This window comes from Streptomyces sp. CB01373 (assembly GCF_002803075.1).
Lineage (GTDB): Bacteria > Actinomycetota > Actinomycetes > Streptomycetales > Streptomycetaceae > Streptomyces.
The window spans coordinates 173,507-199,208 of sequence record NZ_NNBK01000016.1 but is presented as its reverse complement, the minus strand read 5'-3'; the positions used below and the strand labels follow the sequence as shown (position 1 = coordinate 199,208).

The window sequence follows — 25,702 nt, the reverse complement described above, 5'->3', positions numbered from 1 at the left end:
CGAGGGCCCGGCACCCGAGTGGTGCCGGGCCCTTCGGCGTGTGTGGGTGGCATTGGGCCTCTCGGCGTGCAGGTGGCGCTGGGCCTGTCCGGCGCACGAGCGGTGCCGGGGGCTCACCGTGACCCGGACGCAACCGGAAGTCCGTTCATGCCCGGTTCGATGCCCGAACCTGTTTACTTCCCCGACGTCTCGGCGTACTCTCCGAGGAGAAACCACAAGTTCGGGCATCAGTCGGAGGCGGACGGACATGTACGCACCGGAGCGGCAGCAGGAGATCCTCCGGCTCGCCCGGGACGGCGGCCGCGTGGACGTCGTGTCGCTCGCCGAGGAGTTCCAGGTGACGGCGGAGACGATCCGCCGCGACCTGAAGGCCCTCGACCGCGCGGGCCTGCTGCGCAGGGTGCACGGCGGCGCCATCCCGGCCGGCCGTCTCGACTTCGAGCCGGACCTCACCGAGCGCGAGTCCACCGCGGCCGACGAGAAGGACCGCATCGCCAGGGCGGCCCTGGCCGAACTGCCGGCCGAGGGCACGCTGATCCTCGACGCCGGCACGACGGTGGCCCGTGTGGCCGCCGCCCTGCCCCTGGAAGCCTCGCTCACCGTCGTCACGCACTCCCTTCCGATCGCGGCCCGCCTCGCGGACCACCCCGGTCTCCAGCTCCACCTCGTGGGCGGGCGGGTGCGCAACCGCACGCGTGCCGCCGTGGACGCCTGGGCGCTGCGGGCCTACGGCGAGATCCGCGCCGACGTGCTGTTCGTCGCCGCCAACGGCTTCTCCGCCGAACACGGTCTGACCACCCCCGACCTCGCCGAGGCCGCGGTGAAGCGCGCGGCGATGGCCGCCGCCCGCCGTGTGGTGCTGCTCGCCGACTCCGCCAAGCACGGCCAGGAGCACTTCGCCCGCTTCGGCGGTCTGGACGACGTGGACCTGCTGATCACCGACAGCGGATTGAGTCCCGAAGACGCGGCCGCCATCGAGCGCGGCGGCACGGAAGTAGTACGCGCATGATCGTCACCGTCACCCCCAACCCCTCCCTGGACCGCACCTACGAGGTCCCCGCGCTCGAACGCGGCCAGGTCGTCCGGGCAACCGGCGAGCGCATGGACCCGGGCGGCAAGGGCGTGAACGTCTCGCGCGCCGTCGCGGCCGCCGGGCAGCGCACGGTCGCCGTCCTTCCCCTGGGCGGCGCACCGGGTGCACTCGTCGCGGAGCTGCTCGACGCACAGGGCATCGACGTCGCGCCGGTGCCGGTCGCCGGGGCCACCCGCTCGAACATCGCGCTCGCGGAGGCCGACGGCGTCCTGACGAAGATCAACGCACCGGGTCCTGAACTCTCGGCGGAAGAGCAGGAGTTGCTGCTGGAAACCGTGCGGCGGCAGTCGCGCGGCGCCGACTGGATCGCGTGCTGCGGCAGCCTGCCGCGCGGACTCGCACCGTGCTGGTACGCCGACCTGGTCGCGCAGGCGCACGCGGCCGGTGTGCGCATCGCCCTGGACACCTCCGGGCCCGCGTTGCTCGAGGCGCTGCGCGAGGGCCCGGACCTGGTCAAGCCGAACGCCGCGGAACTCGCCGAGGCCGTCGGGCGCTCGCTGGCGACGGTCGGCGACGCGGTGAAGGCGGCTGAGGAACTGCGCGGACTCGGCGCGCGCACCGTGCTCGCGAGCCTGGGCGCCGACGGACAGCTGCTCGTCGACGACGCGGGCGCCTGGTTCGGCAGCGCGCGCGTGGACGCCGTCCGCAGCAACGTCGGGGCCGGCGACTCCTCCCTCGCCGGGTTCCTGATCGCCGGCGGCACCGGTCCGGAGGCCCTCGCCCTCGCCGTCGCCCACGGCGCGGCCGCCGTCCAGCTGCCGGGCAGCCTCATGCCGACCCCCGCCGACCTGGACCCGGCGGCGGTGACCGTCACACCGGACGTGCCGGTGGACCGCGCGCTGACGGAGCCGGTGACATGACCGGCCGCCCGCTCCGCATCCGGTGCCGTACGACGCCTCCCACGGCCCGCACCCCTGACGACTCTCCCCGCACTCCCCACTCTCCCCTCACCTCCCCCGTCCCCACCCCCGCCCATCTCAGTGACCGGGCGATACGCGCGCTAAGGAGCCCGCGATGAGCGACATGATCACCGCGGACCTGGTCGACCTCGACCTGTCCGCCGACACCAAGCAAGCGGCGGCGCGCTCCCTCGCCGAACGGATGGTGGCCGAGGGACGGGTGACCGACCTGGAGGGCTTCCTCGCCGACGTGGCCGCCCGTGAGGCGCAGATGCCGACCGGCCTGGACGGCGGCATCGGCATCCCGCACTGCCGCAGCGAGCACGTCATCGAGCCGACGCTCGCCTTCGGGCGCAGCGCGGCCGGGATCGACTTCGGCGCGGCGGACGGCCCCGCCGACCTGATCTTCCTGATCGCGGCCCCGGCCGGCGCCGACGACGCCCATCTGAAGATCCTGTCCTCGCTGGCCCGGCAGCTGATGAACAACGAGTTCACCTCCGCGCTGCGCTCGGTGGACGACGCGGCTGCTGCTGCCGCGCTCATCCGTGGGGACGAGGCTCCCGGCGAGGCCACGGCAGGTGCCGAGGGTGCCGCCGCGACTGCCGAGGGCGCCTCCACGCGGGCGACGGACGCCCCCGAAGACACCGCCGCGACGCCGGGGGCGGCCTCCTCCGGCGCCGTGGCGGCCGACACGACCCCGGCACCGGACACGACCCCGGACACGACCCCGGCATCGGACGGGACCGCCACGGACGCGGCCGCCGCGGCGGGCGCTTCCGGTACCGCCGGCGCTTCCGGCGACCGTCCGTTCCGGATCGTCGCCGTCACCTCCTGCCCCACCGGTATCGCGCACACCTACATGGCGGCCGAGTCGCTGGAGAACGCCGGCCGCGAGGCGGGCGTCGAGGTGGTCGTCGAGACCCAGGGTTCGGCCGGCTTCGACCGGCTCGACCCGGCGGTGATCGCGGCGGCCGACGGCGTGATCTTCGCCCACGACGTCCCAGTACGCGACAAGGACCGCTTCGCCGGCAAGCCGGTCATCGACGTCGGCGTGAAGGCGGGCATCAACCGTCCCGGCGAACTGATCACCGAGGTCCGCGCCAAGGCAGCGCGCGGCGAGGTGAGCGGCACGGCCCCCGCGCCCGGCGGCACGCCGGTCGAGCGGGGCGGCGAGCCGGGCGAGGGCTACGGTACGAAGCTGCGCAAGTGGCTCATGTCCGGCGTCAGTTACATGGTTCCCTTCGTGGCCGCGGGCGGTCTGCTGATCGCCCTCGGGTTCGCGATCGGCGGCTACGAGATCAACAAGGCGCCGTCGGTGATGGACCACTTCGTCTGGACCCAGGCCGACAGCTGGGCCGCCCTGCTGTTCCAGATCGGCGGCGTGGCCTTCGCCTTCCTCGTCCCGGTGCTGGCCGGCTACATCGCCTACGGCATGGCGGACCGCCCGGGCCTCGTCCCCGGATTCGTCGGCGGCTCGATCGCGCTCACCATCAACGCCGGTTTCCTCGGCGGTCTCGCGGCCGGTCTGATCGCCGGTGGTGTGGTGATGGCGATCCAGAAGGTGCGCATCCCGGCGGCCCTGCGCGGCATCATGCCGGTGGTGGTGATCCCGCTGATCTCCTCGGCGGTCGTCGGGTTCCTGATGTTCGTGGTCATCGGCAAGCCCATCGCCACCGCGCAGAAGGGCATGACCGACTGGCTGAACGGGCTGACAGGCACCAACGCCGTCCTGCTCGGCGCGCTGCTCGGCCTGATGATGTGCTTCGACCTCGGCGGTCCGGTCAACAAGGTCGCCTACACCTTCGCCACCGCCGGTATCGCGGTCTCCAACCCCAGCGACTCGGCCATGAAGATCATGGCCGCGGTGATGGCGGCCGGCATGGTCCCGCCGCTGGCGATGGCCCTGGCGACGACCGTGCGCGGCAAGCTGTTCACCCGCACCGAGCGGGAGAACGGCAAGGCCGCCTGGGTCCTGGGCGCCTCCTTCATCTCCGAGGGCGCCATCCCCTTCGCGGCGGCCGACCCGCTGCGCGTCATCCCGTCGTCGATGGTCGGCGGCGCGCTCACCGGTGCCCTGTCGATGGTCTTCGGCGCCACGCTGCGCGCCCCGCACGGAGGCATCTTCGTGGTGCCGCTGATCGGCAACCCGTTCCTCTACCTGATCGCCATCGCGGCGGGCGTGTGCGTGACCACCGCCCTGGTGGTCGGCCTGAAGACCCTGCGCAAGCCGACGCCGGGTGCGGGTGCCGCCGAGGCGGGCGGGGGAGCGTCGGCCGAGCACGCCGACCGGAAGCAGCCGGTGGCGGCCTGATCCGCCCCTTGCCTCCTTGTCCTTTTGGTGCACTGTGAGTTGTTCACGGCACCTGCGAGATACGTCACGGTCCGGGGCCAAAGTCCCGGACCGTGGTGTCTACTGGAACACATGCCTCAGCAAGTCTCGACCCTGATGTGGGTTGGTGTGGCCGTCCCCGCCGCGCTGACCGTCGCCTGCCTGATCGGGCTCGCCCGCATCCGGCGCGCCACCCGTCTCGAGACCGCTCGACAGCAGTCCGCCCCGAGGCCGGGCCTCCCGCTCCAGCGCGGTACCGGACCCGGCCGGGAGTTCGTCGAACTGACCTCGGAGGAGAAGGACGCCTTCGCGGGTCTGGTGCGCCGACTCGGCAACGGCCGCTGAGGCTCACCCCGGCCGAGCCGGCGATCGTCACCGGCTGAAGGGCTCAAGGGCTCAAGGGCTCAAGGGCTCAAGGGCTCAAGGGCTCTACGGCGGAAGGGCTCTAGGACATCTGCGCCGCGCGCCGTTCCATCGCGCCGCGGGCCGCGTCCTCCGTCACGTACACCTCGCACATGTGGCGACCGTCGGGGGTCGCCGTGTGCTCGACCTCCCACAGGGAGATCTCCACGCCGCCGTCCAGCAGGAACGCGTGCTCGTAGAGCGAGAAGCACAGTCCGGCCCGGCCCGCGCGGCAGGGGCGGCCGAAGGCCTGGGTGATCCGGTGACCGGACGCTGCCGCCAGCAGGCACGCGACGTCCGCGCCCGGCCGGTCGGCGTTCTCCGCGCGCCGCAGCAGACGGCGTGCGTGGTCGGCAGAGTCGTCGGACGCGTACGAGTGCCGTGCCTGGGGCGGCGGCGAGAGCTGGACCAGCACCGGCAGTTCGAACTCCGGCGCGTCCGGCGGGAGTGGCAACCGGGCGGTTGCGGTGCTCAGCTCCTCCTCGTCGTCGTACACCTCGTGCTGCACCTCGCTGCCCGGCGCGGTGTTGTGCACCAGCTCCCAGAGGGTGAGCGCGGAGCCGTCGGCGAGCAACCAGGTGTGCCGGTAGGTCTCCCGGTGCAGTCCGGCGCTGTGGTGCGCCGAGTGCAACGAACCGTCGTAGGCCAGGGCGCAGTCGAGTCGCCGTATGGTCTCGTCGGGTAACTCGAAGGAGTTCAGGGCGCGGCCGAGGAGCCGCGCGAGGTGCTCCTCCGGAGACTCGGGCGACTCGCGTGGCTCGTACGCTGTCGTCTCGTACGGAACGCTCAAGGTTTCTCCCGGCGTTGCTGCATGTCACCTTGTGGGTGCATACCGTAGCCCCTCGGTCGAGCATCATGTCCGCGATCCGAGAAAACGTCCATGACGAAAACGGCCGGCCCGCGCCAGAAGTTCCCGCCGGAACCGAAATTCCGTCAAAATCCGCTGGTCAAGAGCATGTTGTGAAGCAGGGTCCGGACTTCGGGCGCCGCAAAAGGTCAACGGGCGCCGTACAGCTCCTCGTAGGCAGGCCACTCCCCGCCCGGCCCGGTCACCGCCTCCGCGGCCCGCACCGCGCGGACGATCGCGCGGGTCACCTGGTCCGCGCCCGCCGCGAGGATCTCGTTCAGGGCGAGGGGGGCACCGGGGTCCAGCGGGCGCGCACCGGTCGCCAGCGCGAACACCGTGTCTCCGTCGTTGAGCAGGTGCACCGGACGTACGGCGCGCGCGATGCCGTCGTGCGCCGTGCCGGCCAGCTTCTGCGCCTGCGCCTTGGTCAGGTCCGCGTCGGTGGCGACCACCGCCAGGGTGGTGTTCAGCGGGGGTGGCACGTTCCTCGCGGCGGCCTCGGCGAGGCGCAGCCGCGCGCGCTCGTGCACCCGCGCGTCGGGATACTTCACCGGTCCCTGGAACAACTCCCCGTACAGCACCCCCGTTTCCGGATCGACCGCCGATCCCACCGCGTTGGCCACCACCAGCGCGGCCACCGTGACGCCCGAGTCGAGCACCGTGCTCGCCGTGCCCACTCCTCCCTTGAGCGGTCCGACGGCCGCTCCGGTCCCGGCGCCCACGCACCCCTCGGGCACACGCCCGCCCACCTCGCTCGCCGCCGCGCTCTCGACCGCGGCGCGCCCGGTGGCCGCGTCCGGCCGGGCCCGGAAGTCACCGCCGCGGCCCAGGTCGAACACGCAGGCGGCGGGTACGACCGGTACGACGTGCGAAGGATCGGGCCCGACCCTGACCCCACGCCCGCGCTCCTCCAGCCAGGCCATCACTCCCGAGGCGGCGTCCAGCCCGTAGGCGCTGCCGCCGGTCAGGACGACCGCCTCCACCGTCCGCACCAGGTTGCGCGGGTCCAGGGCGTCGGTCTCCTTGGTCCCGGGGCCGCCGCCGCGCACCTCCACGGCGGCGACGGCGCCGCCCTCCGGAGCGAGCACGACCGTCGTGCCGGTGAGCCAGCCGCCGCCCGTGCGCGTCGCGTGTCCCACGCGCACGCCTTCGACGTCCGTCAGAGCGTCCACTGTCATGGGAGCCAGTCTCCCCGCCCGTATGGAACGTCACGCCGCATGGCGCGGACCGTACCCTTGAGGCATGAGTACCGCCCCCGAGCCCGCCCCCGAACCGCGTGCCCCGAAGGCCGCGCTGATCTTCGACGACCCGCTGAACCAGCAGTCCACGGACGACACCGACCGCGGGTGGGGCGAGCGCGGGGAAGGCGACTCCGCGGCCGACCTCAAGCGCTTCCTGGACGAGAAGCCTCCCCACCACCTCTGAGGCGCGCGGGCTCGCAGGAGCGCGGACGCTACCGCTCGCCGTATTCGGAGTTGCGCCGGGCGGCGACCAGCTCGTCGCGTATCTCCTTGAGCACCTCCAGCTCGGTCACCTCCACGGTCGCCTCCGCGCCCTCCCTGGCCTGCTTCCGTGCCTCCTGGCGGGCCAGGAACTTCGCCATGGGCAGGACCATCAGGAAGTAGACCACCGCGGCCGTGATCAGGAACTGGAGCGCGGCGCCGAGGACCGAACCCCACATGATCCGGATGCCCTGATCGCCCTCGCAGGTGGCGCTCAGGCACGAGTAGTAATGGTCGAGGTTCTTGGTGCCGATCGCTCCGACGACCGGACTGATCACTCCCTTCACCACCGCGTTGACGATATTGGTGAAGGCGGCGCCGACGACCACCGCTACTGCCAGATCGACGACGTTCCCGCGCATCAGGAAGGCCTTGAAGCCCTGCCAGAGGTTCGGGTCCTTCTTGTCGCTCACCTGCGGTTCCTCCTTGGACATGCGACTGCGACGTGCGGAACGAACAGCTCCGCAACCTACGGCTCACCACAGGGTCACCGCCAGCCTGGCCGTCGCACTCGCCCCGGCCAGCCCTGCCGCGGTGGAGCGCGGTACCGACAGCGCGACCAGCGCCCCGCCCCCGGCCACGTCGTCCACGGGCTCCGGGACCTTGGCCACCCGGGCTCCGTGCGCGACCACCCGGGCCTGCCCGCCCGTCGCCGGATCCTCCGCGGCGATCACGTCGACCCGGTCGCCGGGGCGCAGCAGCCGGACCGTGGCCGCGTCCGCGATGCGCACGGGCGCGATCACCATGCGCACCTCGTCCGCGCCGCGGCCACCGGAGGCCCGACCGGCTCCGTCGGCCGGCGCCGGCTGCCCGCGGGCCGGTCCGCCGCGAGGCGGGTCCGGAGCGTCCCGCGGACCTGCCGCCACGAGCGCGGCCGCGGTCACGGCGAGCCCGGCCGCCACCGCGCGCCCCCGGTGCCGTACGAGCCGGCGCAGCCCGTACCGCCCGCCACGCACGCGCACCGGGGCGAAGTGGGGCACCTCACACGTGGCCGGGGCGTCCGTGCCTGGCGCGTACGGAAAGGAAGGCAGGCGCGGAGAGTGCGGGGGCGACGACGGCACAGGCGGGGACGAAGACGGAGACGCGTACGACGAAGACGGAGACGCGTACGACGAAGACGGAGACGCATACGGCGAAGACGGCACGGACATGTGGACCACCACCAGCGACGGGGATTTCGGCTTGCCACGCCCACGATGAGTCATCGCGCCGCCGCCCGCCGGAGCCCGTGTGCTACCCGCCGGTTGTGGACAACTCCCTCACCCGAAGGAGCAAGCCGCCGCCCGCTACGGCAGCGTGAACCCCGGGTCCATCCCGCCCAGCGCACCGGCGCACAGGCAGTCCCGCTCCCCGGTCGCGGGCAGCGCGGCCACCGCGTCGAACAGAACGCCCCGCAGCCGTTCCACATTGGCCGCGAAGACCCGCAGCACCTCCTCGTGCGAGACGCCCTCGCCGGTCTCCGCGCCCGCGTCCAGGTCGGTGACCAGGGTCAGCGAGGTGTAGCAGAGCTCCAGTTCGCGGGCGAGCGCCGCCTCGGGGTGACCGGTCATGCCCACCACCGACCAGCCCTGCGCCTGGTGCCACAGCGACTCGGCCCGGGTCGAGAAGCGGGGACCCTCCACCACGACGAGAGTGCCGCCGTCCACCGCGTCCCAGTCCCGCCCGCGCGCCGCCTTCAGCGCGGCCGTGCGGCCCACCGGGCAGTACGGGTCGGCCATCGAGACGTGCACGACGTTCGGCACCGTGCCGTCGGTCCGCGGCAGTCCGTCGAAGTAGGTCTGCTCCCTGGACTTCGTACGGTCGGCGAACTGGTCGGGCACGAGCAGCGTGCCCGGACCGTACTCGGGGCGCAGCCCGCCCACCGCGCAGGGCCCGATCACCTGGCGCACGCCGACGGAGCGCAGCGCCCACAGGTTGGCCCGGTAGTTGATGCGGTGCGGCGGGAGGTGGTGGCCGCGGCCGTGCCGGGGCAGGAAGGCGACCCGCCGGCCGGCGACCTCACCGAGGAAGACGGAGTCGCTGGGCTCCCCGTACGGCGTCTCCACCCGGACCTCGGTCACGTCGTCGAGGAACGAGTAGAAGCCGGAACCGCCGATGACACCGATCTCTGCGTTCGCCATGACCAGCACACTAGCGCCACGCGCGCACGCCGAGGACCCCACCGTCCCACGACGGCGGGGTCCCGGAAGAAAGACGTCAGGCGGCGGAGCTGCCGGCCGAGCTCGCGGACGTCGAGGACGAACCCGACGACCCCGACGAGGAGGACGAGCCGGAGGTCGACCCCGACGAGGAGGACCCCGACGAGGAGGAGCTCGACGACTTCGACGACGACGCCGGGCTGCTGCTCGACGAGGAGCCGCGGCTGTCGTTGCGGTAGAAGCCGGATCCCTTGAAGACAATGCCGACCGCGGAGAACACCTTCTTCAGGCGGCCACCGCAACCGGGGCACTCGGTGAGTGCGTCGTCGGTGAACTTCTGCACCGCCTCGAGGCCGTCGCCGCACTCGGTGCACTGGTACTGATAGGTGGGCACTGTCTTCCTCCTGGCACTCTCACTCGATGAGTGCTAACGACGGTCCATAGTGACGTATTCCCGAGGATCAGTCCACTGTGACGTGGGCTCGGTGACCGACGCCACGTGCGACCGTGCGGCCCTGCGCCGGGGACGCGAGCCGTGACCTGAGGGCCACCAGGGTCAGCAGGGCCAGCACCGTGCCGACCATCGGCACCAGGAAGCCGGCGCCGCCCCACAGACGGTCCTCCAGCTGTCCGGCGACCGTGACCGCCGCCGCCTGGCCGAGCGCGACCGCGCCCGTGAGCCAGGTGAACGCCTCGGTGCGGGCGCCGGCCGGGACCAGGCCCTCCACCAGGGTGTAGCCGGTGATCAGGGCGGGCGCGATGCACATGCCGACCAGGAGGCCGAGCGCCGCCAGGAGCAGCACCGAGTGCGCGGTCCACAGGGCGGACGCGGCCAGCGCCAGGGCGATGTAGCCGACGAGGAGACGGTGCTGCGGGGCGTTCTTCCAGGCGATGGCGCCGCACACGACGCCGGAGAGCATGTTGCCCGCGGCGAAGGTTCCGTAGAGCACGCCGTTGAGGCCGGGCTCGCCGATCGACTCGGTGAACGCGGCCAGCGAGACCTGCATGCCGCCGAAGACCGAGCCGATGCCGAGGAAGGTCGCGATCAGCACCCGCACCCCGGGGACGCGCAGGGCGGAGGCGTGCTCCACGCGCGCGTGCCCGCCGGTGACGGGCGGCTGGGTGCGCTTCTGGGCGGCGAACAGCAGACCGCCGACGAGGGTGAGCGCGGACTCGGTGACCAGTCCGGCGGCCGGGGTGACGGTCGTGCACAGGGCGGTCGCCAGGAGGGGGCCGACGACGAACGTCAGCTCGTCGGTGACGGACTCGAAGGCGGCCGCGGTGGTCATCAGCGGCGAGTCCTTGAGCGTCACGCCCCAGCGGGCCCGCACCATCGGGCCGGCCTGCGGCATCGAGGCGCCGGTCGGCACGGCCGCCGCGAACAGCGCCCACAGGGGGGCGTGCGCCAGAGCGAGCGCGGTCAGCGTCAGCCCCGCGACGGTGTGCACGAGAACACCGGGGACCAGTACCGCGCGCTGCCCGTAACGGTCGGCGAGGCGTCCGCTGTAGGGCGCGAACAGCGCCATGGAGACGCCGGTGACGGCAGCGGCGGCGCCGGCCGAGCCATAGGAGCCGGTGGTGTGCTGCACCAGCAGCACGATGGAGATGGTGAGCATCCCGAACGGCTGGCGCGCGGCGAAGCCGGGGAGCAGGAACGTCCAGGCGCCGCGGGTGCGCAGCAGCTGCCCGTATCCCGGGCGGGAGGATTTGACCGTGGATCCCACGGCCGTGCCTTTCTGCCGCCTGGTAGCGCGGGCCCGGGCGTGCGGGCGCGGCCGAGAGCTGTCCTCTTGCGCGGACTGCGGTAGATGCCGGCATCCGCTGAGAGGGGGGATGCCCGGCCGCCATACGGTCGCGCCAGCTCTGCGTCAGGCAGAGTTGGTTCGATCAGGGTGCCCCGTCATCGTACAGGGGCGCGGGGAACGCCCCCTCATCCTCGGTTGCCCGCCTCCGCGCCCCCCGCGCCGAGCCATCCGGCCAGCTTGCCGCCCCGGCCGACAGCGCGCAGCCGCTGTTCGGCCGCCTCCCGGACGGGGTCGGTGGCGACCACGAGGAGTTCGTCGCCGCGCCGCAGGGTGGTGGTCGGCAGCGGTACGAAGGACCTGCCCTCGCGGACGACCAGGGTGACCGCGGACCCGGACGGCAGCCGCAGCTCGTTGATCTCGACGCCGTGCATCCGCGATCCGTGGGGGATGGCGACGGACAGCAGATGGCCGCGCAGCCGCTCCAGGGGCGCCGACTCGATGCCGAGGTCGGCGGCCTCGTCGCCGGAGCCCAGCCGCAGCTTGCGGGCGAGCCAGGGCAGGGTCGGCCCCTGCACGAGGGTGTAGACGACGACCAGGACGAAGACGATGTTGAAGATGCGGTGGGTGGCGTCGACCCCGTTCACCATGGGGATCGTCGCCAGGATGACGGGCACGGCGCCGCGCAGTCCGGCCCAGGACATCAGGGTCTGCTCCTGCCACGGCACCCGGAACGGCAGCAGGCTCGCCACCACGCCCAGCGGGCGGGCGACCATGGTCAGCACCAGACCGATGACGAGGGCGGGCAGGACGTCGTCGAGCAGTTCGTGCGGGGTGACCAGCAGACCGAGCATGACGAACATGCCGATCTGGGCGATCCAGCCGAGTCCCTCGGCGAAGCCGCGGGTGGCGGGCCAGTGCGGCAGCTTGGCGTTGCCGAGCAGCATCGACGCGAGGTAGACGGCGAGGAAGCCGCTGCCGTGGGCCAGCGCGCCGGCGGCGTACGCCGTGACCGCGATGGCCATGACGGCGATCGGATAGAGGCCGGAGGCGGGCAGTGCCACGTGCCGCAGGCCCCAGGAGCCGAGCCAGCCCACCGCCAGGCCGACGGCCGCGCCGATCGCCAGCTCCAGGGCTATCTCGCCCACCAGGACGTACCAGTGCTCGATCGGTCCCGCGGTGGAGAAGGCGACGACCAGGATGACCACCGGGGCGTCGTTGAAGCCCGACTCGGCCTCCAGCGTGCCCGTCACGCGCGCGGGGAGGGGGATCTTGCGCAGCACGGAGAAGACGGCCGCCGCGTCCGTGGAGGACACCACGGCGCCGATGATGAGCGACTGGCGCCATCCCAGACCGCTGAGGTAGTGGGCGGCGGCCGCGGTGACGCCGACGCTCACGGCGACACCGACCACCGCGAGGGCCGTGGCGGCCGGAAGGACCGGCTTGATCTCCTTCCACTTCGTACCGAGACCGCCCTCGGCGAGGATCACGACGAGGGCCGCGTAGCCGATGACCTGGGTCAGTTCGGCGTTGGTGAAGTGGACGCCGCCGAGCCCGTCCGAGCCCATGACGACGCCGATCCCCAGGTAGACGAGCAGGCTGGGGAGCCCGCTGCGCGAGGAGACCCGGACCGCTGCGACCGCGACGAGCAGGACGACCGAGCTGGCGAGCAGGAGCTGGTTGAGGTGGTGAACAGTCAGCAGCGGTTCCTTCCGCGAGTTCCCGGTTTACTTCGTTACCTTACCTAACTCTTGACGCTTTCTTGACGCGGTCCGTGACGAAATGGGGATGCCCCGCCACCGCTGGGCCCGACTCCGCGTCAAGTGCTACCGGGCCCTGCGCCTATGGTTGCTCCAGCGTTCATTCGAAGTCACAGCCCGACCTGCCGCTCGCGTTAGGACAGCAAGGACAGCGATGCCCCCGAACACCACCGCCTCAACGGGTGACAAGGCCGGCAAGTCCGGCAGGAAGAAGGGGCGAAAAGCCCGCTTGGTCGTGCTTGTCCTGGTGATGGCTCTCATCGGCGGCACCGCCTACGGCGCCTACTGGTCCGTCAGTACCGTGCGCGCCTCCTTCCCGCAGACCAAGGGCACCATCACGCTGCAGGGCCTGTCGGGCCCCGTGGACGTCAGACGGGACGGCTACGGCATCCCGCAGGTCTACGCCTCCGGCGCGGAGGACCTGTTCATGGCGCAGGGCTTCGTCCAGGCGCAGGACCGGTTCTACGAGATGGACGTGCGCCGGCACATGACGTCCGGGCGCCTGTCGGAGATGTTCGGCAAGGGCCAGCTCAAGAACGACGAGTTCCTGCGCACGCTGGGCTGGGACCGGGTCGCCCGGCAGGAGTACGACAAGACGCTGTCGGCCTCCACGAAGAAGTACCTCCAGGCGTACACCGAGGGCGTCAACGCCTACCTCAAGGGGCGGGCGGCCAAGGACATCTCCCTGGAGTACGCGGCCCTGGGCTTCGCCAACGACTACAAGCCCGGGCAGTGGACCCCCGTCGACTCGCTCGCCTGGCTGAAGGCGATGGCCTGGGACCTGCGCGGCAACATGCAGGACGAGATCGACCGGGCCCTGATGACCAGCCGCCTCGGCCCCAAGCAGATCAAGGACCTGTACCCGGACTACCCGTACAGCAGGAACAAGCCGATCGTCGGCGAGGGCCAGTACAACGAGCTCACTCAGGCGTTCGAAGCGGGCGGCGACACGACGGGCACGGGCGCCGGAACCCCGACCGGCACCGGCACGGGCATCGGTACCGGCACCGGCACCGACGCCTCGACCGGCCTGGGCACCGGCACCACGACCGGTACGGATTCGACGGGCACGGGCGGCACCGGCACCGCGACGGACGCGAACGGCTCCTCCGGCGTGCAGAGCCAGCTGATGGGCCTGCACGACGTCCTGGACGGCCTCCCGACGGCCGTCGGCGTCAACGGCAACGGCATCGGCTCCAACTCCTGGGTCGTCGCCGGCCGGTACACGATCACCGGCAAGCCGCTGCTCGCCAACGACCCGCACCTGTCCGCGTCGCTGCCCTCGGTCTGGTACCAGATGGGCCTGCACTGCCGCGAACTCTCCAAGGCGTGCCCGTACGACGTCACCGGCTACACCTTCGCGGGCATGCCCGGTGTGATCATCGGCCACAACCAGGACATCGCCTGGGGCATGACCAACTCCGGTGTCGACGTCACGGACCTGTACCTGGAGAAGCTCAGCGGCAACGGCTACCTGCGCGACAGCAAGACGGTGCCGTTCAAGACCCGCCAGGAGACCATCAAGGTCGCCGGCGGCGCGTCCAAGACGATCGTCGTGCGCGAGACCGACGACGGGATGCCCCTGCTGTCCGACCGGTCCAGCGAACTGATGACGGTCGGCAAGAAGGCCACGGTCACCACCGCGGCGCCCGACCGCGGCGACGGCTACGCGATCGCCCTGAAGTGGACCGCGCTGGAGCCGGGCACCTCCATGGACGCCGTCTTCGCCATGAACAGCGCGAAGGACTGGAGCTCCTTCCGGTCGGCCGCGGAACTGTTCGACGTGCCCTCGCAGAACCTGGTCTACGCCGACACCAAGGGCAACATCGGCTACACGCTGCCCGGCCGCATCCCCACGCGCGCGAAGAACGACAACGGCTCCGTCCCGGCGCCGGGCTGGGACTCCGGCTACGACTGGACCGGCTACATCAAGCCGCAGGAACTGCCCTACGAGTACAACCCCAAGCGCGGCTACATCGTCACCGCCAACCAGGCCGTCGTCGATCCGGCCAGCTACCCGTACACGCTCACCACGGACTGGGGCTACGGCACCCGCAGCCGGCGGATCACCGACCTGATCCAGAAGAAGATCGACGGCGGCGGCAAGATCTCCACCGACGACATGCGCCAGATGCAGATGGACAACAGCAGCGCGATCGCCAACCTGCTGGTGCCCAAGCTGCTGAACATCGACATCGGTGACAAGGACGTCCGCCAGGCGCAGAAGCTGCTGGAGGGCTGGGACCGCACGCAGGACGCCGACTCGGCCGCCGCCGCGTACTTCAACGCCGTCTGGCGCAACGTCCTCAAGCTGGCCTTCGGCAACAAGCTGCCCAAGGAACTGCGGGTCAAGGGCCAGTGCCTGTGGGTGGAGCCGGCCGGCAACACGGGCCCCGCCGACGAGAACCAGAAGGTCCGCGAGTGCGGTCAGCGCGACGCCGACCAGGCGCAGCCCGACGGCGGCGACCGCTGGTTCGAGGTGGTCCGGGCGCTCGTCGACAAGCCGGACAGCGACTGGTGGAAGACCCCGGCGTCCGGCACCCGTCCCAAGGCGGACAACCGCGACGAGCTGTTCAAGCGCGCGATGATCGACGCCCGCTGGGAGCTGACCGCCAAGCTCGGCAAGGACATCGACACCTGGAGCTGGGGCCGGCTGCACCGCCTGTTCCTGAAGAACCAGACCCTGGGCACCGAGGGACCGGGCGTCCTGCAGTACGTCCTCAACCGCGGACCCTGGAAGCTGAGCGGCGGCGAGGCCGCGGTCAACGCCTCCGGCTGGAACGCCGCCGGCGGCTACGGCGTGGTGTGGGTGCCGTCGATGCGGATGGTGGTCAACCTCGGCGACCTCGACAAGTCCAAGTGGATCAACCTCACCGGGGCCTCCGGGCACGCCTTCAGCGCCCACTACACCGACCAGACGGGCAAGTGGGCCAAGGGCGAGCTGCTCTCGTGGTCCTTCTCGCCGGACGCGGTCGGCAAGAGCACGAAGGACACGCTGGTGCTCAAGCCGTGACCCGCTGAGGCCATCACGGCGGCGAAGGCCCTCCACGCGCACGCGTGGAGGGCCTTCGCCGTGCCGGAGCCGTGCCGGAGCCGTGCCGGAGCCGTGCCGGCCGTTTCCGACGCCGTGCGCCTCAGGTGAAGCGGCGTACGCCCGACGGTGTCACCACGGCCTGCACCGGACGGTCGTGGGACTCCTCGGGGATGTGCTCCACGACCTCCGTGTCGTACAGCAGGACCACGAGGGCGGGATGCGCCCGCGCCGCCTCCAGGCGGGCCAGGACGCGGTCGTAGGATCCGCCGCCGCGCCCCAGGCGCATCCCGCGCGCGTCGACGGCGAGGCCGGGCAGCAGGACCACGTCGGCGGTCGTCACGGCGTCCGGGCCGAGACGTTCACCGGTCGGCTCGAACAGCGCCATCCGCCCGCCGTGCTGCACGCGCGCGAGGGAGCCCTCCCCGGTGTACGCGCCCCAGTCCAGGTCGTTGTCGGGCAGCAGGGCGGGCAGCAGCACGCGCGCGCCCCGCGTGCGCAGCGCGTCGAGCAGCGCGGGGGTTCCCGGTTCGGTGCCCACGGAGACGTACGCGGCGATCGTGCGCGCCTGAGTCAGCTCGGGCAGCTCCAGGGCACGCTCCGCCAGCGCGTGCGCCGCCTCCCGCACTTCATCCACGGTCAATGTCTTCCTCACTGTGAGGATTTCTCGTCGCAAGGTCCGCTTGGCAGGCTCCGCACTGCGTCCGATGTGGCTCACTTGTCCTTCCGTACCCTTCCTTAATCCGGCATTTCTTTTCATATGAGAGTCAATTAACCGGAGAGGCAGATTCCCCGCAAAGGCAGCGGATAGGGTTGCGGCCATGACACAGGCGCACCCCAGGATCAGCAAGGCTGTCATTCCCGCGGCAGGTCTTGGCACCCGGTTCCTGCCGGCCACCAAGGCCACTCCCAAGGAGATGCTGCCGGTCGTCGACAAGCCGGCGATCCAGTACGTGGTCGAGGAAGCCGTCTCCGCGGGCCTCGACGACGTCCTCATGGTGACCGGGCGCAACAAGCGGCCCCTGGAGGACCACTTCGACCGCAACTATGAGCTGGAGTCGGCCCTGGAGAAGAAGGGCGACGGCGAGCGGCTCGCCAAGGTGCAGGAGTCCAGCGACCTCGCGACGATGCACTACGTCCGCCAGGGCGACCCCAAGGGCCTGGGTCACGCCGTGCTCTGCGCCGCCCCGCACGTGGGCAGCGAGCCCTTCGCCGTCCTGCTCGGCGACGACCTGATCGATCCCCGCGACCCGCTGCTCCAGCGGATGATCGAGGTCCAGGAGACCTACGGCGGCAGCGTGGTCGCGCTCATGGAGGTCGCGCCCGAGCAGATACACCTCTACGGCTGCGCTGCCGTGGAGGCCACCGAGGACGGCGACGTCGTCCAGGTGACCGGTCTGGTCGAGAAGCCGGACGCGGCGCAGGCCCCCTCCAACTACGCGATCATCGGCCGTTACGTCCTCGACCCGCACATCTTCGACGTACTCCGCAAGACCGAGCCCGGTCGCGGCGGCGAGATCCAGCTCACTGACGCTCTCCAGCACCTGACCGAGGCGCACGCGTCGGCGGCCACCGACGAGCAGCGGGCCGGCGGCCCGGTGCACGGCGTCGTCTTCAAGGGCCGCCGCTACGACACCGGTGACCGCGGCGACTATCTGCGTGCCATTGTCAGACTCGCGTGCGAACGTGAAGACCTGGGCCCGGACTTCAGGGCCTGGCTTCAGCGGTACGTAGCCGAGGAGATGTAACGACGTTGAGCAGCGCCGAGCCCCGCACCGCCGACCCGGACCACCTGTGGTCGGTGGACGAGCACCTGGAGGACATCCTCACCACCGTCCGCCCCCTGGAACCCATCGAGCTGCAGTTGCTCGACGCCCAGGGCTGCGTCCTGGTCGACGACGTGACGGTGCCGCTCTCCCTGCCGCCGTTCGACAACAGCTCCATGGACGGCTACGCGGTGCGGGTCGCGGACGTCTCGGGCGCGAGCGAGGAGTTCCCGGCCGCCCTGGAGGTCGTCGGGGACGTCGCGGCGGGCGCGGCCGGCCTGCTCCGGGTGGGACCGGGACAGGCGGCGCGGATCATGACCGGGGCCCCGCTGCCGCCCGGGGCCGAGGCGGTCGTCCCCGTGGAGTGGACCGACGGAGGGCTCGGCGAGGGCCCGGTGAGCACGATGCGCGCCCGCAGCCTCGCCCCCGACGGCGTCGGCGGGCACGTACGCGTGTACCGGCCCGCCGAGGCACGCGCGCACGTGCGCGCGAAGGGCAGCGACGTGGAGGCGGGGGAGCCCGCCCTGCGGGCCGGAACGGTCCTCGGGCCGCCGCAGATCGCGCTGCTCGCCGCGATCGGCCTCGGCACGGTCCCGGTGCGTCCGCGCCCGCGCGTGGTGGTGATGTCCACCGGCAGCGAACTCGTCCAGCCCGACGAGCAGCTCGGCGACGGCCAGATCTACGACTCCAACAGCTTCGCCCTGACCGCGGCCGCCCGGGACGCGGGCGCCATCGCCTACCGGGTGGGCGCCGTCCCCGACGACGCCGACACCCTGCGCTCCGCCATCGAGGACCAGCTCGTCCGCGCCGACCTGCTGGTCACCACCGGCGGGGTGAGCGTGGGGGCGTACGACGTGGTCAAGGAGGCGCTGTCCCATGTGGGGGACGAGGATGAGCCGGGCGGCGGGGTGGAGTTCCGCAAGCTCGCCATGCAGCCCGGCAAGCCGCAGGGCTTCGGGACCGTCGGCGCCGACCACGTCCCGCTGCTGGCCCTGCCGGGCAACCCGGTGTCGTCGTACGTCTCCTTCGAGCTGTTCGTCCGCCCCGTCATCCGCACCCTGATGGGCCTTCGGGACGTCCACCGGCCGACCGTGCGCGCGACGCTGGCCGCGGACCGGGCGCTGACCTCGCCGAAGGGACGCAGGCAGTTCCTGCGCGGGGTGCACGCGGACGGCGAGGTCAGGCCCGTGGGAGGCGCCGGATCCCATCTGGTCGCCGCCCTCGCGCTGGCCGACGCGCTCATCGTCGTGCCCGAGGACACCGAGTCCGTCGAGCCAGGCGCCGAGGTCGAGGTGGTCCTGCTCGGCTGAGCCGTGCGGGGTGGCGGTACCGTGTCGCGCACAACAGGCCCGTGCGCCGCACGGCGGCGGGCCCGGACCTGGAGCCCCACACGATCATGACTGTGCCTTCCCGGGGGGAGACCCCCGGACCCCCAGCGCCGGACCGGCTGACGCACATCGACGACGCGGGCGCGGCCCGCATGGTCGACGTCTCCGGCAAGGACGTGACCGCGCGCACCGCCCGCGCCAGCGGCCGCGTCCTCGTCTCGCCCCGCGTGGTCGAGCTGCTGCGCGGCGAGGGGGTGCCCAAGGGCGACGCCCTCGCCACCGCGCGGATCGCCGGGATCATGGGCGCCAAGCGCACCCCGGACCTCATCCCGCTGTGCCACCCGCTGTCGGTGTCGGGTGTGAGACTGGAGCTGTCGGTCGCGGACGACGCCGTGGAGATCGAGGCCACGGTGAGGACCACGGACCGCACGGGCGTCGAGATGGAGGCGCTCACCGCGGTGTCCGTCGCCGCGCTCACCGTGATCGACATGGTCAAGGCGGTCGACAAGGGAGCGGTCATCACGGACGTACGGGTGGAGGAGAAGACGGGCGGCAAGTCGGGCGACTGGAGCCGGTCATGACCCTGGACACATCGGCCTCAGGAGCGCTGCTCGCGCCGTACAGCGCCCTGGTGGTCACCGCCTCCAACCGGGCCGCCGCCGGGGTCTACGAGGACACGGGCGGTCCGCTGGTCGCCGAGGGCCTCCGGCGCGCCGGCTTCGCCGTCGACGGGCCGCGGGTCGTACCGGACGGAGACCCGGTGGAGGCCGCGCTGCGCGCCGCTGTCGAGGCCGGTTACGACACCGTCGTCACCACCGGAGGCACCGGCGTCTCGCCCACCGACCGCACCCCCGAGGCCACCCGCCGGGTGATCGAGACCGAGGTGCCGGGCATCGCGGAGGCCATCCGGGCGTTCGGCATGCGGAAGGTGCCGACCGCGGCGCTGTCCCGGGGGCTGGCCGGAGTGGCCGGAGGGACGCTGATCGTCAACCTGCCGGGCTCGACGGGCGGGGTGAAGGACGGACTGGCCGTCCTGGAACCGCTGTTGAGGCACGCCGTCGACCAGGTGCGCGGCGGCGACCACGCCAGACCCGGTGCCGGCAGTGGGGGTGCGAGCTGAACAGCCCATCCTGGCCCGTCGTGCTCGCGGAGGGCGATGTCGTCCTCCGGCCGATAAAGCTGCGCGACCAGCGGGCCTGGCGCGAGGTGAACCGGCGCAACCGGGACTGGCTCAGGCCCTGGGAGGCGACGATTCCGCCGCCCACGCCCAGCGGGCCCATCACGCACCGGCCGACCTACCGGCAGATGGTGCGCCACCTCAGGTCGGAGGCGCACGCGGGCCGGATGCTGCCGTTCGTCATCGAGTACCAGGGGCGCCTGGTGGGGCAGTTGACGGTCGCGGGGATCACCTGGGGCTCGATGTGCTCGGGCCACGTCGGCTACTGGGTCGACGAGTCGGTGGCCGGCCACGGGGTGATGCCGACGGCCGTGGCGATGGTCGTGGACCACTGTTTCCGCACCGTGGGGCTGCACCGCATCGAGGTCTGCATTCGCCCCGAGAACGGGCCGAGCCGGCGCGTGGTGGAGAAACTCGGATTCCGCGAGGAGGGCCTGCGGCCCCGTTATCTCCACATCGACGGCGCCTGGCGCGATCACATGGTGTTCGCGCTCACCGCGGAGGAGGTGCCCGACGGGCTGCTGAACCGCTGGCGCCGTACCCGTGCCCTGCGGACGCCGAAGGGGAATCCCACCTCACCCGGAAATTGAATGAATGTTCGAAATTGATCGGCCGGCGATCTGAACCGGACCCGCTCCCGATCGTCCGGGTGGCAATGAATTCGCCTCCTTGACGTCCTGTTGATCACATCGATCGCAAAAAAAGTTCGAAATATCAGCCAGATCGTGCGACACACCGGCGCAATTGGCAGATGGCCTCACGCAAACCCCTCTACCGTGTGAGGCGTGAGCAGCAGCGGCCTCATCTACGCAGTCATCGTCGGGGCCTGGGCCGCCTACTTGGTGCCGATGTGGCTCCGTAGGCAGGACGAGCTGAACGAGGCCCGTCCGACGGAACGCTTCAGCACTGCCATCCGGTTCCTGTCCGGACGGGCGGGGATGGAGCGCCGGTACGCCAAGGACCTCAGGGCGCGCTCCGCCGAGGAGGGGGAGCCCGCCGACGGGGAGCCGGACGCCGCCACCGACTCGGTGGACGTCCGGTCCTTCGCCATGCCCCCGGACCGTTCTTCGCCGGAGCGCCGGCAGCCGCCGGCGCGGGACGAACGGGAACCGGCCCGCGGCCACGACGAGCGCGAGCGGACCGCCAAGCCGGCCGCCCGGGCCGCGTCACCGGCGGCCGCTCCGCCCGCCGACGTGTCCGCGCGTCCGCCCGCCGAGGCGTCCGCGCACCCGCGGGTACCCGCGACCCGGCGCCCGCCGCGCGCGGAGGTGTCCGCGGCGCGTGCCCGGCGCTCGAAGGTCCTCGCGCGCCGCAGACGCACCACCGTCATCCTCTTCCTCGCCTTCACCCTCGGCGCGATCGTCGCCGCGGTCGGCGGGCTCACCTTCCTGTGGGCACCCGGAGCGCCCGCCGTGCTGCTCAGCGCGTACATCGTGTACCTGCGCTCCCAGGAACGGCACCGCTTCGCCTACCAGATGGACCGCCGCCGCGCCGAGGTCGCCGCGCAGCGGCTGCGCGAGAGCCGCCGTCAGCCGCGTCGGCGCACACCCCTGGACCCCGCCGCGGACGAGCCCGACGCGGGGCCCGAGCCGGAGACGGACCCGGACCTCTCCGCCCTCGCCGCCGACCGGCGGGCCCTGGTCGAGCAGACCGACCACGCCGAGTGGCTCGACCAGCAGCGCGAGCGCCAGCACCGCCCCGGCCAGGGTGACAGCTGGGACCCGGTGCCGGTGCCGCTGCCCACCTACGTCACCGCCCCCGTCGCCCCGCGCGCCACCTCCGACGTGGACCTCGGCGCGCCGGACGCCTGGAGCTCTGCGCGGTCCTCCGCCGCCGTGCCCGAGCAGGAGGCGGCGGCCCCGGCCGCGCCCGAACCAGAGCCGCACCCCGAGGACAGGCCCGCCGCCGACGGCCGCACCGACGCCCGCCGCGCAGCCTCGGCCCGCCGCTCCCGCGAGCGTGGCCGCACCCCGCTCTTCGACCAGTACGAGGAGGGCGACCGCCCCCGCGCGGCCAATGAGTGACTCCGCCCCTGACCAGCCCGGCAACGGATTACCAACCACCCGGGCGAGGATGCTAGAGTTTCACTCGTTGCAAGGGCCTGTGGCGCAGTCCGGTAGCGCACCTCGTTCGCATCGAGGGGGCCAGGGGTTCAAATCCCCTCAGGTCCACGCAGCTCAAAGCCCCGGTCGGGAAACCGACCGGGGCTTTGACGTGTCGTGCGGCGGCGAAGTACGGCAACTGCTCCGGATCTTGCTGCCCGAGGTGCCCGCCGGACTTCCTCAGCGCCCGGCGCGTCGGCGAACCTTCCGAACTCGACGACGAGCTGTGCCCCAACAGACGCCTGTGGGCCTGGGTGTGATCCAACTCCGGTTCCCTGGCGGAGAATTGACCTACCGGGCAGAGCTGAGCGGCATGCGCTTGTGATCAGGCGTCGATCCTCGCCGGGGTGGTGGTCATGGTCGACAGCCCGCTCAAGATGCGATCGCTCAAAGGGCGACTAGCGTAGGTGAGAGGGAGCCGGAACCCGGCAGTACGCCCCTTCCGGCGGATCCTTGAAGACCGAGGCCTCGGCGCATTCGTGAAACCCCCCGCACTGGGGGACCACGGAGCCGGGCAGGGAAGCTCTTCCCGCCATGACGTGTGGGGGAATTCAAGATCACGTTGCGCATCTTCCTATGGCCGCGGCCGACAATCGCGCGTCCGACAGCGCGCAAGTCGATCAAGTGGAAGGCACAGATCATGCAGGCACAGCGTCTGAAGCACCTCTTTGCGGTTACCGCAGCCGGCGTTCTCGTGGCCGGTGGTGCCGCGATCGGTGCGGCGGGGACCGCAGCTGCTGCTCCGGCTCACGCCCCGCAGACCGCCGTGAGCTCCTACGGTGACCACGGCGGCGGTGGCGGCGGCGGTGGCGGCGGCCACGGCGGCGGTGGCGGCGGCGGCCACGGCGGCGGCGGTGGCGGCCACGGCGGTGGCTACGGCGGCCGCGGCGGTGGTGGCTACGGCGGCCATGGCGGTGGTGGCTACGGCGGCCACGGCGGACGCGGCGGCCACGGTGGTTATGGCGGCTACGGCGGCTACGGCGGCTACGGCGGCTACGGCGGTTATGGCGGCTACGGCGGTTATGGCGGTCACGGCTACGGCGGCTACGGCGGCTACGGTCACGGCGGCCACGGCGGCTACAGGTAGTCAGCGCTCAACGCCTACGGAGCGCGGTGTGTGACCGCTGTACGGCTCTTCAGCCGGAGCACACGCGCACACCGCGCCTCCGCCGGCACCTGTGCCGAGATGGGCGACGAGCACGGTCGGGAGTCACGCTGCGGGAAACCGCGATGCACTGTGGGCCAAGGGTTCGAATTCATCAGGTCCACACAGCTCAAAGCCCCGGTCGGGAAACCGACCGGGGCTTTGAGCTGTTTCGCGAATCCCCTCCGGGCCCGGGTCAGGGCCGGAGCGGCTTTGCCAGGCAGATGCTTGATTCGTACTCACGGTAGTAGCCGAACTTCGTGCACGGTTCGTAGCCGCTGGAGCTGTACAGGGCGACGGCCTCCGGCTGCCGGTCGCCGGTTTCCAGGACCATGCGGAGGCGGCCGGCGTCGCGGGCGTCGGCCTCCAGGGCGGCGAGGAGGCGGCGGGCCAGGCCGCGGCCGCGCATCGGCTCGGTCACGTACATCCGCTTGAGTTCGGCGTCGCCGTCCTCGTTGCCCTCGGCGTTCTTGTCCTGGCTGCGCCAGCCGCCCGTGGCGACGGGGGTGCCGTCCTCGTCGTAGGCGATCAGGTACACGCCGTTCGGCGGCCGGAAGTCGGCCGCGTCGAGGGGGGTGGCGTCGCCGCCGTCGCCGTAGCGGACGTGGTACTCGGCCTGTACCTCGTCGTTCAGCTTGGCGGCGTCGGGGTGGTCGAAGGGAACGGGGCGGATGTTCATGTGGGAAACCGTATGTCCAGGCGGAGGAGGGAGGCGGAGGTCTCCGGGAAGACCTCGTCCAGTGTGCCGGTAAGGTGCCCGGGTGCTGACTGTGACCTCCGTCAATGTGAATGGCCTGCGCGCCGCCGCCAAGAAGGGCTTCGTGGAGTGGCTCGCGGGGACCGGGGCCGACGTGCTGTGCCTCCAGGAGGTGCGGGCCGAGCCGCACCAGTTGCCGGAGCCGGTCCGTACGCCGGACGGCTGGTACGTCGTGCACGCGCCGGCCGCGGCCAAGGGACGGGCCGGTGTCTCCCTCTACACCCGCCGCGAACCCGACCGGGTACGGGTCGGGTTCGGATCGGCCGAGTTCGACGGCAGCGGACGCTACGTCGAGGCCGACCTGCCCGGTGTCACGGTCGTCAGCCTGTATCTGCCGTCCGGCGACGTCGGCACCGAGCGGCAGGACGAGAAGGTCCGCTTCATGGACGAGTTCCTCGCCCATCTCAAGGAGTTGCGCGAACGGGCCGCCGCCGATGGCCGCGAGGTCCTCGTCTGCGGCGACTGGAACATCGCCCACCAGCAGGCCGACCTCAAGAACTGGCGCGGCAACACCAAGAACTCGGGCTTCCTGCCCGAGGAGCGGGAGTGGCTGAGCACGGTCTTCGCGCCCGGGGTCGGCGGGTACGTCGACGTCGTGCGCGCACTGCACCCGGACGGCGAGGGGCCGTACACCTGGTGGTCCTACCGGGGGCGGGCATTCGACAACGACACTGGATGGCGCATTGACCTCCACGTGGCCACGCCCGGTCTTGCCGCCAAGGCCGTCAAGGGGTACGTCGAGCGGGCGGCCACCCACGCCGAGCGCTGGTCGGACCACGCTCCGGTGACGGTGGTGTACGACCTCTAGGGTCTTTCGTTTGGATCATGCCGGGCTCGCGGGCCCTGGCACCGTGCATCGCAAGGCGGAGGAGGGCGGCAGGGCGGAGCCCTGCCAACCGACGACAACGCCGCGAGGCACGGCACCAGACCCCGCTCCCTGATCCGGCCTGATCCAAACGAAAGACCCTGGTTTCCGCTACGCCTGCTTGCGCAGCCGTCGGTCCAGGGCCATGGATACTTCCGCCTCCACCACGCTCTTGGCCAGCGGGCGCAGTCGGCCCAGGTCGTCCTCGGGGCCGTGACGCAGGATCAGCGCGGTGAAGAGGTCGGCGAGGGCGTCGGCGTGTTCGCGGACGCGGCGGCCTGTTTCGAGGACCTCGGCGAGGGGGATGCCCTCGCGGACCAGGGCGGCGGAGACGTCCAGCAGGCGGCGGCTGATGTGGACGAGTTCGTCGCCGTCGGTGCCCAGGTAGCCGAGTTCCATGGCGGCGGCCAGGTTCTCGGCGGTGACCTCGCCCGCGAAGTGGTCGGCGAGTTCCTCGGGGGTCAGGCGGACCGGGGTCTCCTCGGTGGGGGCGCCGAGGCCCAGCAGGTCGCCGACGTCGCGGCCGTGGTCGAAGGCCTCGGCCAGTTCGGCGATGCCGTTCAGCGTGTGGCCGCGTTCCAGCAGGGCCGAGATCGTGCGCAGCCGGGCCAGGTGGTGGTCGTCGTACCAGGCGATGCGGCCCTCGCGGCGCGGTGGCGGGATCAGTTTGCGCTCGCGGTAGAAGCGCAGGGTGCGCACGGTGACGCCGGCCAGCCGGGCCAGCTCCTCCATGCGGTACTCGCGTCGGCCGCCGCCTGCTCCACCGTCTCCTGCCACGGCAGCAGCCTATGTTGTACCGGCGGTAACTTTTCCTCGGTCG

Annotated in this window: 25 protein-coding genes and 1 tRNA gene; 15 read left to right on the top strand and 11 right to left on the bottom strand. The window is 71.9% G+C overall.

Annotated elements, in window-relative coordinates:
- Positions 1-247 precede the first annotated feature (247 nt).
- From CG719_RS26080 to CG719_RS26065, 4 genes are all read left to right on the top strand, one after another.
- Positions 248-1,009: a DeoR/GlpR family DNA-binding transcription regulator gene (locus CG719_RS26080; protein WP_100571116.1), complete on the top strand. Its 762-nt coding sequence runs from the start codon at positions 248-250 to the stop codon at positions 1,007-1,009.
- Complete coding sequence (pfkB, locus tag CG719_RS26075) at positions 1,006-1,953, top strand: 1-phosphofructokinase (RefSeq protein ID WP_100571115.1); 948 nt, start codon at positions 1,006-1,008, stop codon at positions 1,951-1,953. The genes CG719_RS26080 and pfkB overlap by 4 nt, the downstream gene beginning before the upstream one ends.
- A 154-nt stretch (positions 1,954-2,107) precedes the next feature.
- On the top strand, positions 2,108-4,303 hold the full coding sequence (locus tag CG719_RS26070; protein WP_100571114.1) for a PTS fructose transporter subunit IIABC: 2,196 nt from the start codon (positions 2,108-2,110) through the stop codon (positions 4,301-4,303).
- Between the two features lie 111 nt (positions 4,304-4,414).
- Positions 4,415-4,666: a hypothetical protein gene (locus tag CG719_RS26065; protein WP_100571113.1), complete on the top strand. Its 252-nt coding sequence runs from the start codon at positions 4,415-4,417 to the stop codon at positions 4,664-4,666.
- Between the two features lie 100 nt (positions 4,667-4,766).
- Here the strand turns inward: CG719_RS26065 and CG719_RS26060 are convergent, their stop codons facing one another.
- Positions 4,767-5,513 (bottom strand): DUF6227 family protein, encoded by a 747-nt coding sequence (locus CG719_RS26060; RefSeq protein ID WP_100571112.1) that lies wholly within the window; start codon positions 5,511-5,513, stop codon positions 4,767-4,769.
- A 206-nt stretch (positions 5,514-5,719) separates the two neighbouring features.
- On the bottom strand, positions 5,720-6,748 hold the full coding sequence (locus CG719_RS26055) for a P1 family peptidase (RefSeq protein ID WP_100571111.1): 1,029 nt from the start codon (positions 6,746-6,748) through the stop codon (positions 5,720-5,722).
- Positions 6,749-6,812: 64 nt separating this feature from the next.
- On the opposite strand from CG719_RS26055, the gene CG719_RS26050 reads away from it, so the two are divergent.
- Complete coding sequence (locus tag CG719_RS26050; RefSeq protein WP_100571110.1) at positions 6,813-6,995, top strand: hypothetical protein; 183 nt, start codon at positions 6,813-6,815, stop codon at positions 6,993-6,995.
- Between the two features lie 28 nt (positions 6,996-7,023).
- Here the strand turns inward: CG719_RS26050 and mscL are convergent, their stop codons facing one another.
- From mscL to CG719_RS26020, 6 genes are all read right to left on the bottom strand, one after another.
- Positions 7,024-7,485 carry a large conductance mechanosensitive channel protein MscL gene (mscL, locus tag CG719_RS26045; RefSeq protein WP_199836782.1) on the bottom strand — a complete coding sequence of 154 codons (462 nt, stop codon included), beginning with the start codon at positions 7,483-7,485 and terminating at the stop codon, positions 7,024-7,026.
- 63 nt (positions 7,486-7,548) lie between these two features.
- A complete protein-coding gene (locus CG719_RS26040) occupies positions 7,549-8,223 on the bottom strand; it encodes a hypothetical protein (protein ID WP_234375762.1) in 675 nt (224 codons plus the stop codon).
- A 135-nt stretch (positions 8,224-8,358) separates the two neighbouring features.
- Positions 8,359-9,192 (bottom strand): S-methyl-5'-thioadenosine phosphorylase, encoded by an 834-nt coding sequence (locus CG719_RS26035; RefSeq protein WP_100571146.1) that lies wholly within the window; start codon positions 9,190-9,192, stop codon positions 8,359-8,361.
- Positions 9,193-9,268: 76 nt separating this feature from the next.
- The gene (locus CG719_RS26030) at positions 9,269-9,604 is read right to left on the bottom strand and encodes an FmdB family zinc ribbon protein (RefSeq protein ID WP_100571107.1); all 336 of its coding nucleotides are present in this window, start codon (positions 9,602-9,604) and stop codon (positions 9,269-9,271) included.
- 67 nt (positions 9,605-9,671) lie between these two features.
- Positions 9,672-10,934, bottom strand: coding sequence for an MFS transporter (locus CG719_RS26025; RefSeq protein ID WP_100571106.1), 1,263 nt, complete (start codon positions 10,932-10,934; stop codon positions 9,672-9,674).
- A 206-nt stretch (positions 10,935-11,140) separates the two neighbouring features.
- Positions 11,141-12,652 carry a potassium/proton antiporter gene (locus CG719_RS26020; protein ID WP_100571105.1) on the bottom strand — a complete coding sequence of 504 codons (1,512 nt, stop codon included), beginning with the start codon at positions 12,650-12,652 and terminating at the stop codon, positions 11,141-11,143.
- A gap of 214 nt (positions 12,653-12,866) precedes the next feature.
- Here CG719_RS26020 and CG719_RS26015 point away from each other — a divergent pair, with 214 nt between their 5' ends.
- Positions 12,867-15,725 carry a penicillin acylase family protein gene (locus tag CG719_RS26015; protein WP_100571104.1) on the top strand — a complete coding sequence of 953 codons (2,859 nt, stop codon included), beginning with the start codon at positions 12,867-12,869 and terminating at the stop codon, positions 15,723-15,725.
- A gap of 121 nt (positions 15,726-15,846) precedes the next feature.
- Here the strand turns inward: CG719_RS26015 and CG719_RS26010 are convergent, their stop codons facing one another.
- Positions 15,847-16,461, bottom strand: a complete 615-nt coding sequence (locus CG719_RS26010; protein WP_234375761.1) for a 5-formyltetrahydrofolate cyclo-ligase — start codon at positions 16,459-16,461, stop codon at positions 15,847-15,849.
- A 103-nt stretch (positions 16,462-16,564) separates the two neighbouring features.
- On the opposite strand from CG719_RS26010, the gene galU reads away from it, so the two are divergent.
- From galU to CG719_RS35510, 8 genes are all read left to right on the top strand, one after another.
- Positions 16,565-17,491: a UTP--glucose-1-phosphate uridylyltransferase GalU gene (galU, locus tag CG719_RS26005; RefSeq protein ID WP_100571102.1), complete on the top strand. Its 927-nt coding sequence runs from the start codon at positions 16,565-16,567 to the stop codon at positions 17,489-17,491.
- Positions 17,492-17,496: 5 nt separating this feature from the next.
- Complete coding sequence (gene glp / locus CG719_RS26000; protein ID WP_100571101.1) at positions 17,497-18,819, top strand: molybdotransferase-like divisome protein Glp; 1,323 nt, start codon at positions 17,497-17,499, stop codon at positions 18,817-18,819.
- Between the two features lie 86 nt (positions 18,820-18,905).
- Positions 18,906-19,418 carry a cyclic pyranopterin monophosphate synthase MoaC gene (gene moaC, locus CG719_RS25995; protein ID WP_100571145.1) on the top strand — a complete coding sequence of 171 codons (513 nt, stop codon included), beginning with the start codon at positions 18,906-18,908 and terminating at the stop codon, positions 19,416-19,418.
- Positions 19,415-19,957, top strand: a complete 543-nt coding sequence (locus CG719_RS25990) for a MogA/MoaB family molybdenum cofactor biosynthesis protein (RefSeq protein ID WP_100571100.1) — start codon at positions 19,415-19,417, stop codon at positions 19,955-19,957. The genes moaC and CG719_RS25990 overlap by 4 nt, the downstream gene beginning before the upstream one ends.
- A 20-nt stretch (positions 19,958-19,977) precedes the next feature.
- Positions 19,978-20,604 carry a GNAT family N-acetyltransferase gene (locus CG719_RS25985; protein ID WP_199836780.1) on the top strand — a complete coding sequence of 209 codons (627 nt, stop codon included), beginning with the start codon at positions 19,978-19,980 and terminating at the stop codon, positions 20,602-20,604.
- Positions 20,605-20,799: 195 nt separating this feature from the next.
- Positions 20,800-22,038 (top strand): divisome protein SepX/GlpR, encoded by a 1,239-nt coding sequence (gene sepX, locus CG719_RS25980; RefSeq protein ID WP_100571098.1) that lies wholly within the window; start codon positions 20,800-20,802, stop codon positions 22,036-22,038.
- 73 nt (positions 22,039-22,111) lie between these two features.
- A tRNA-Ala gene (locus CG719_RS25975) sits at positions 22,112-22,185 on the top strand.
- A gap of 697 nt (positions 22,186-22,882) precedes the next feature.
- Positions 22,883-23,203 carry a hypothetical protein gene (locus CG719_RS35510; RefSeq protein ID WP_159024953.1) on the top strand — a complete coding sequence of 107 codons (321 nt, stop codon included), beginning with the start codon at positions 22,883-22,885 and terminating at the stop codon, positions 23,201-23,203.
- A gap of 253 nt (positions 23,204-23,456) precedes the next feature.
- Here CG719_RS35510 and CG719_RS25965 read toward each other — a convergent pair whose 3' ends face one another.
- The gene (locus CG719_RS25965) at positions 23,457-23,939 is read right to left on the bottom strand and encodes a GNAT family N-acetyltransferase (RefSeq protein WP_100571097.1); all 483 of its coding nucleotides are present in this window, start codon (positions 23,937-23,939) and stop codon (positions 23,457-23,459) included.
- 82 nt (positions 23,940-24,021) lie between these two features.
- On the opposite strand from CG719_RS25965, the gene CG719_RS25960 reads away from it, so the two are divergent.
- Positions 24,022-24,825, top strand: coding sequence for an exodeoxyribonuclease III (locus tag CG719_RS25960; protein WP_100571096.1), 804 nt, complete (start codon positions 24,022-24,024; stop codon positions 24,823-24,825).
- A gap of 168 nt (positions 24,826-24,993) precedes the next feature.
- Here CG719_RS25960 and CG719_RS25950 read toward each other — a convergent pair whose 3' ends face one another.
- Positions 24,994-25,614: a MerR family transcriptional regulator gene (locus CG719_RS25950; RefSeq protein WP_100571095.1), complete on the bottom strand. Its 621-nt coding sequence runs from the start codon at positions 25,612-25,614 to the stop codon at positions 24,994-24,996.
- Between the last annotated feature and the right edge of the window lie 88 nt (positions 25,615-25,702).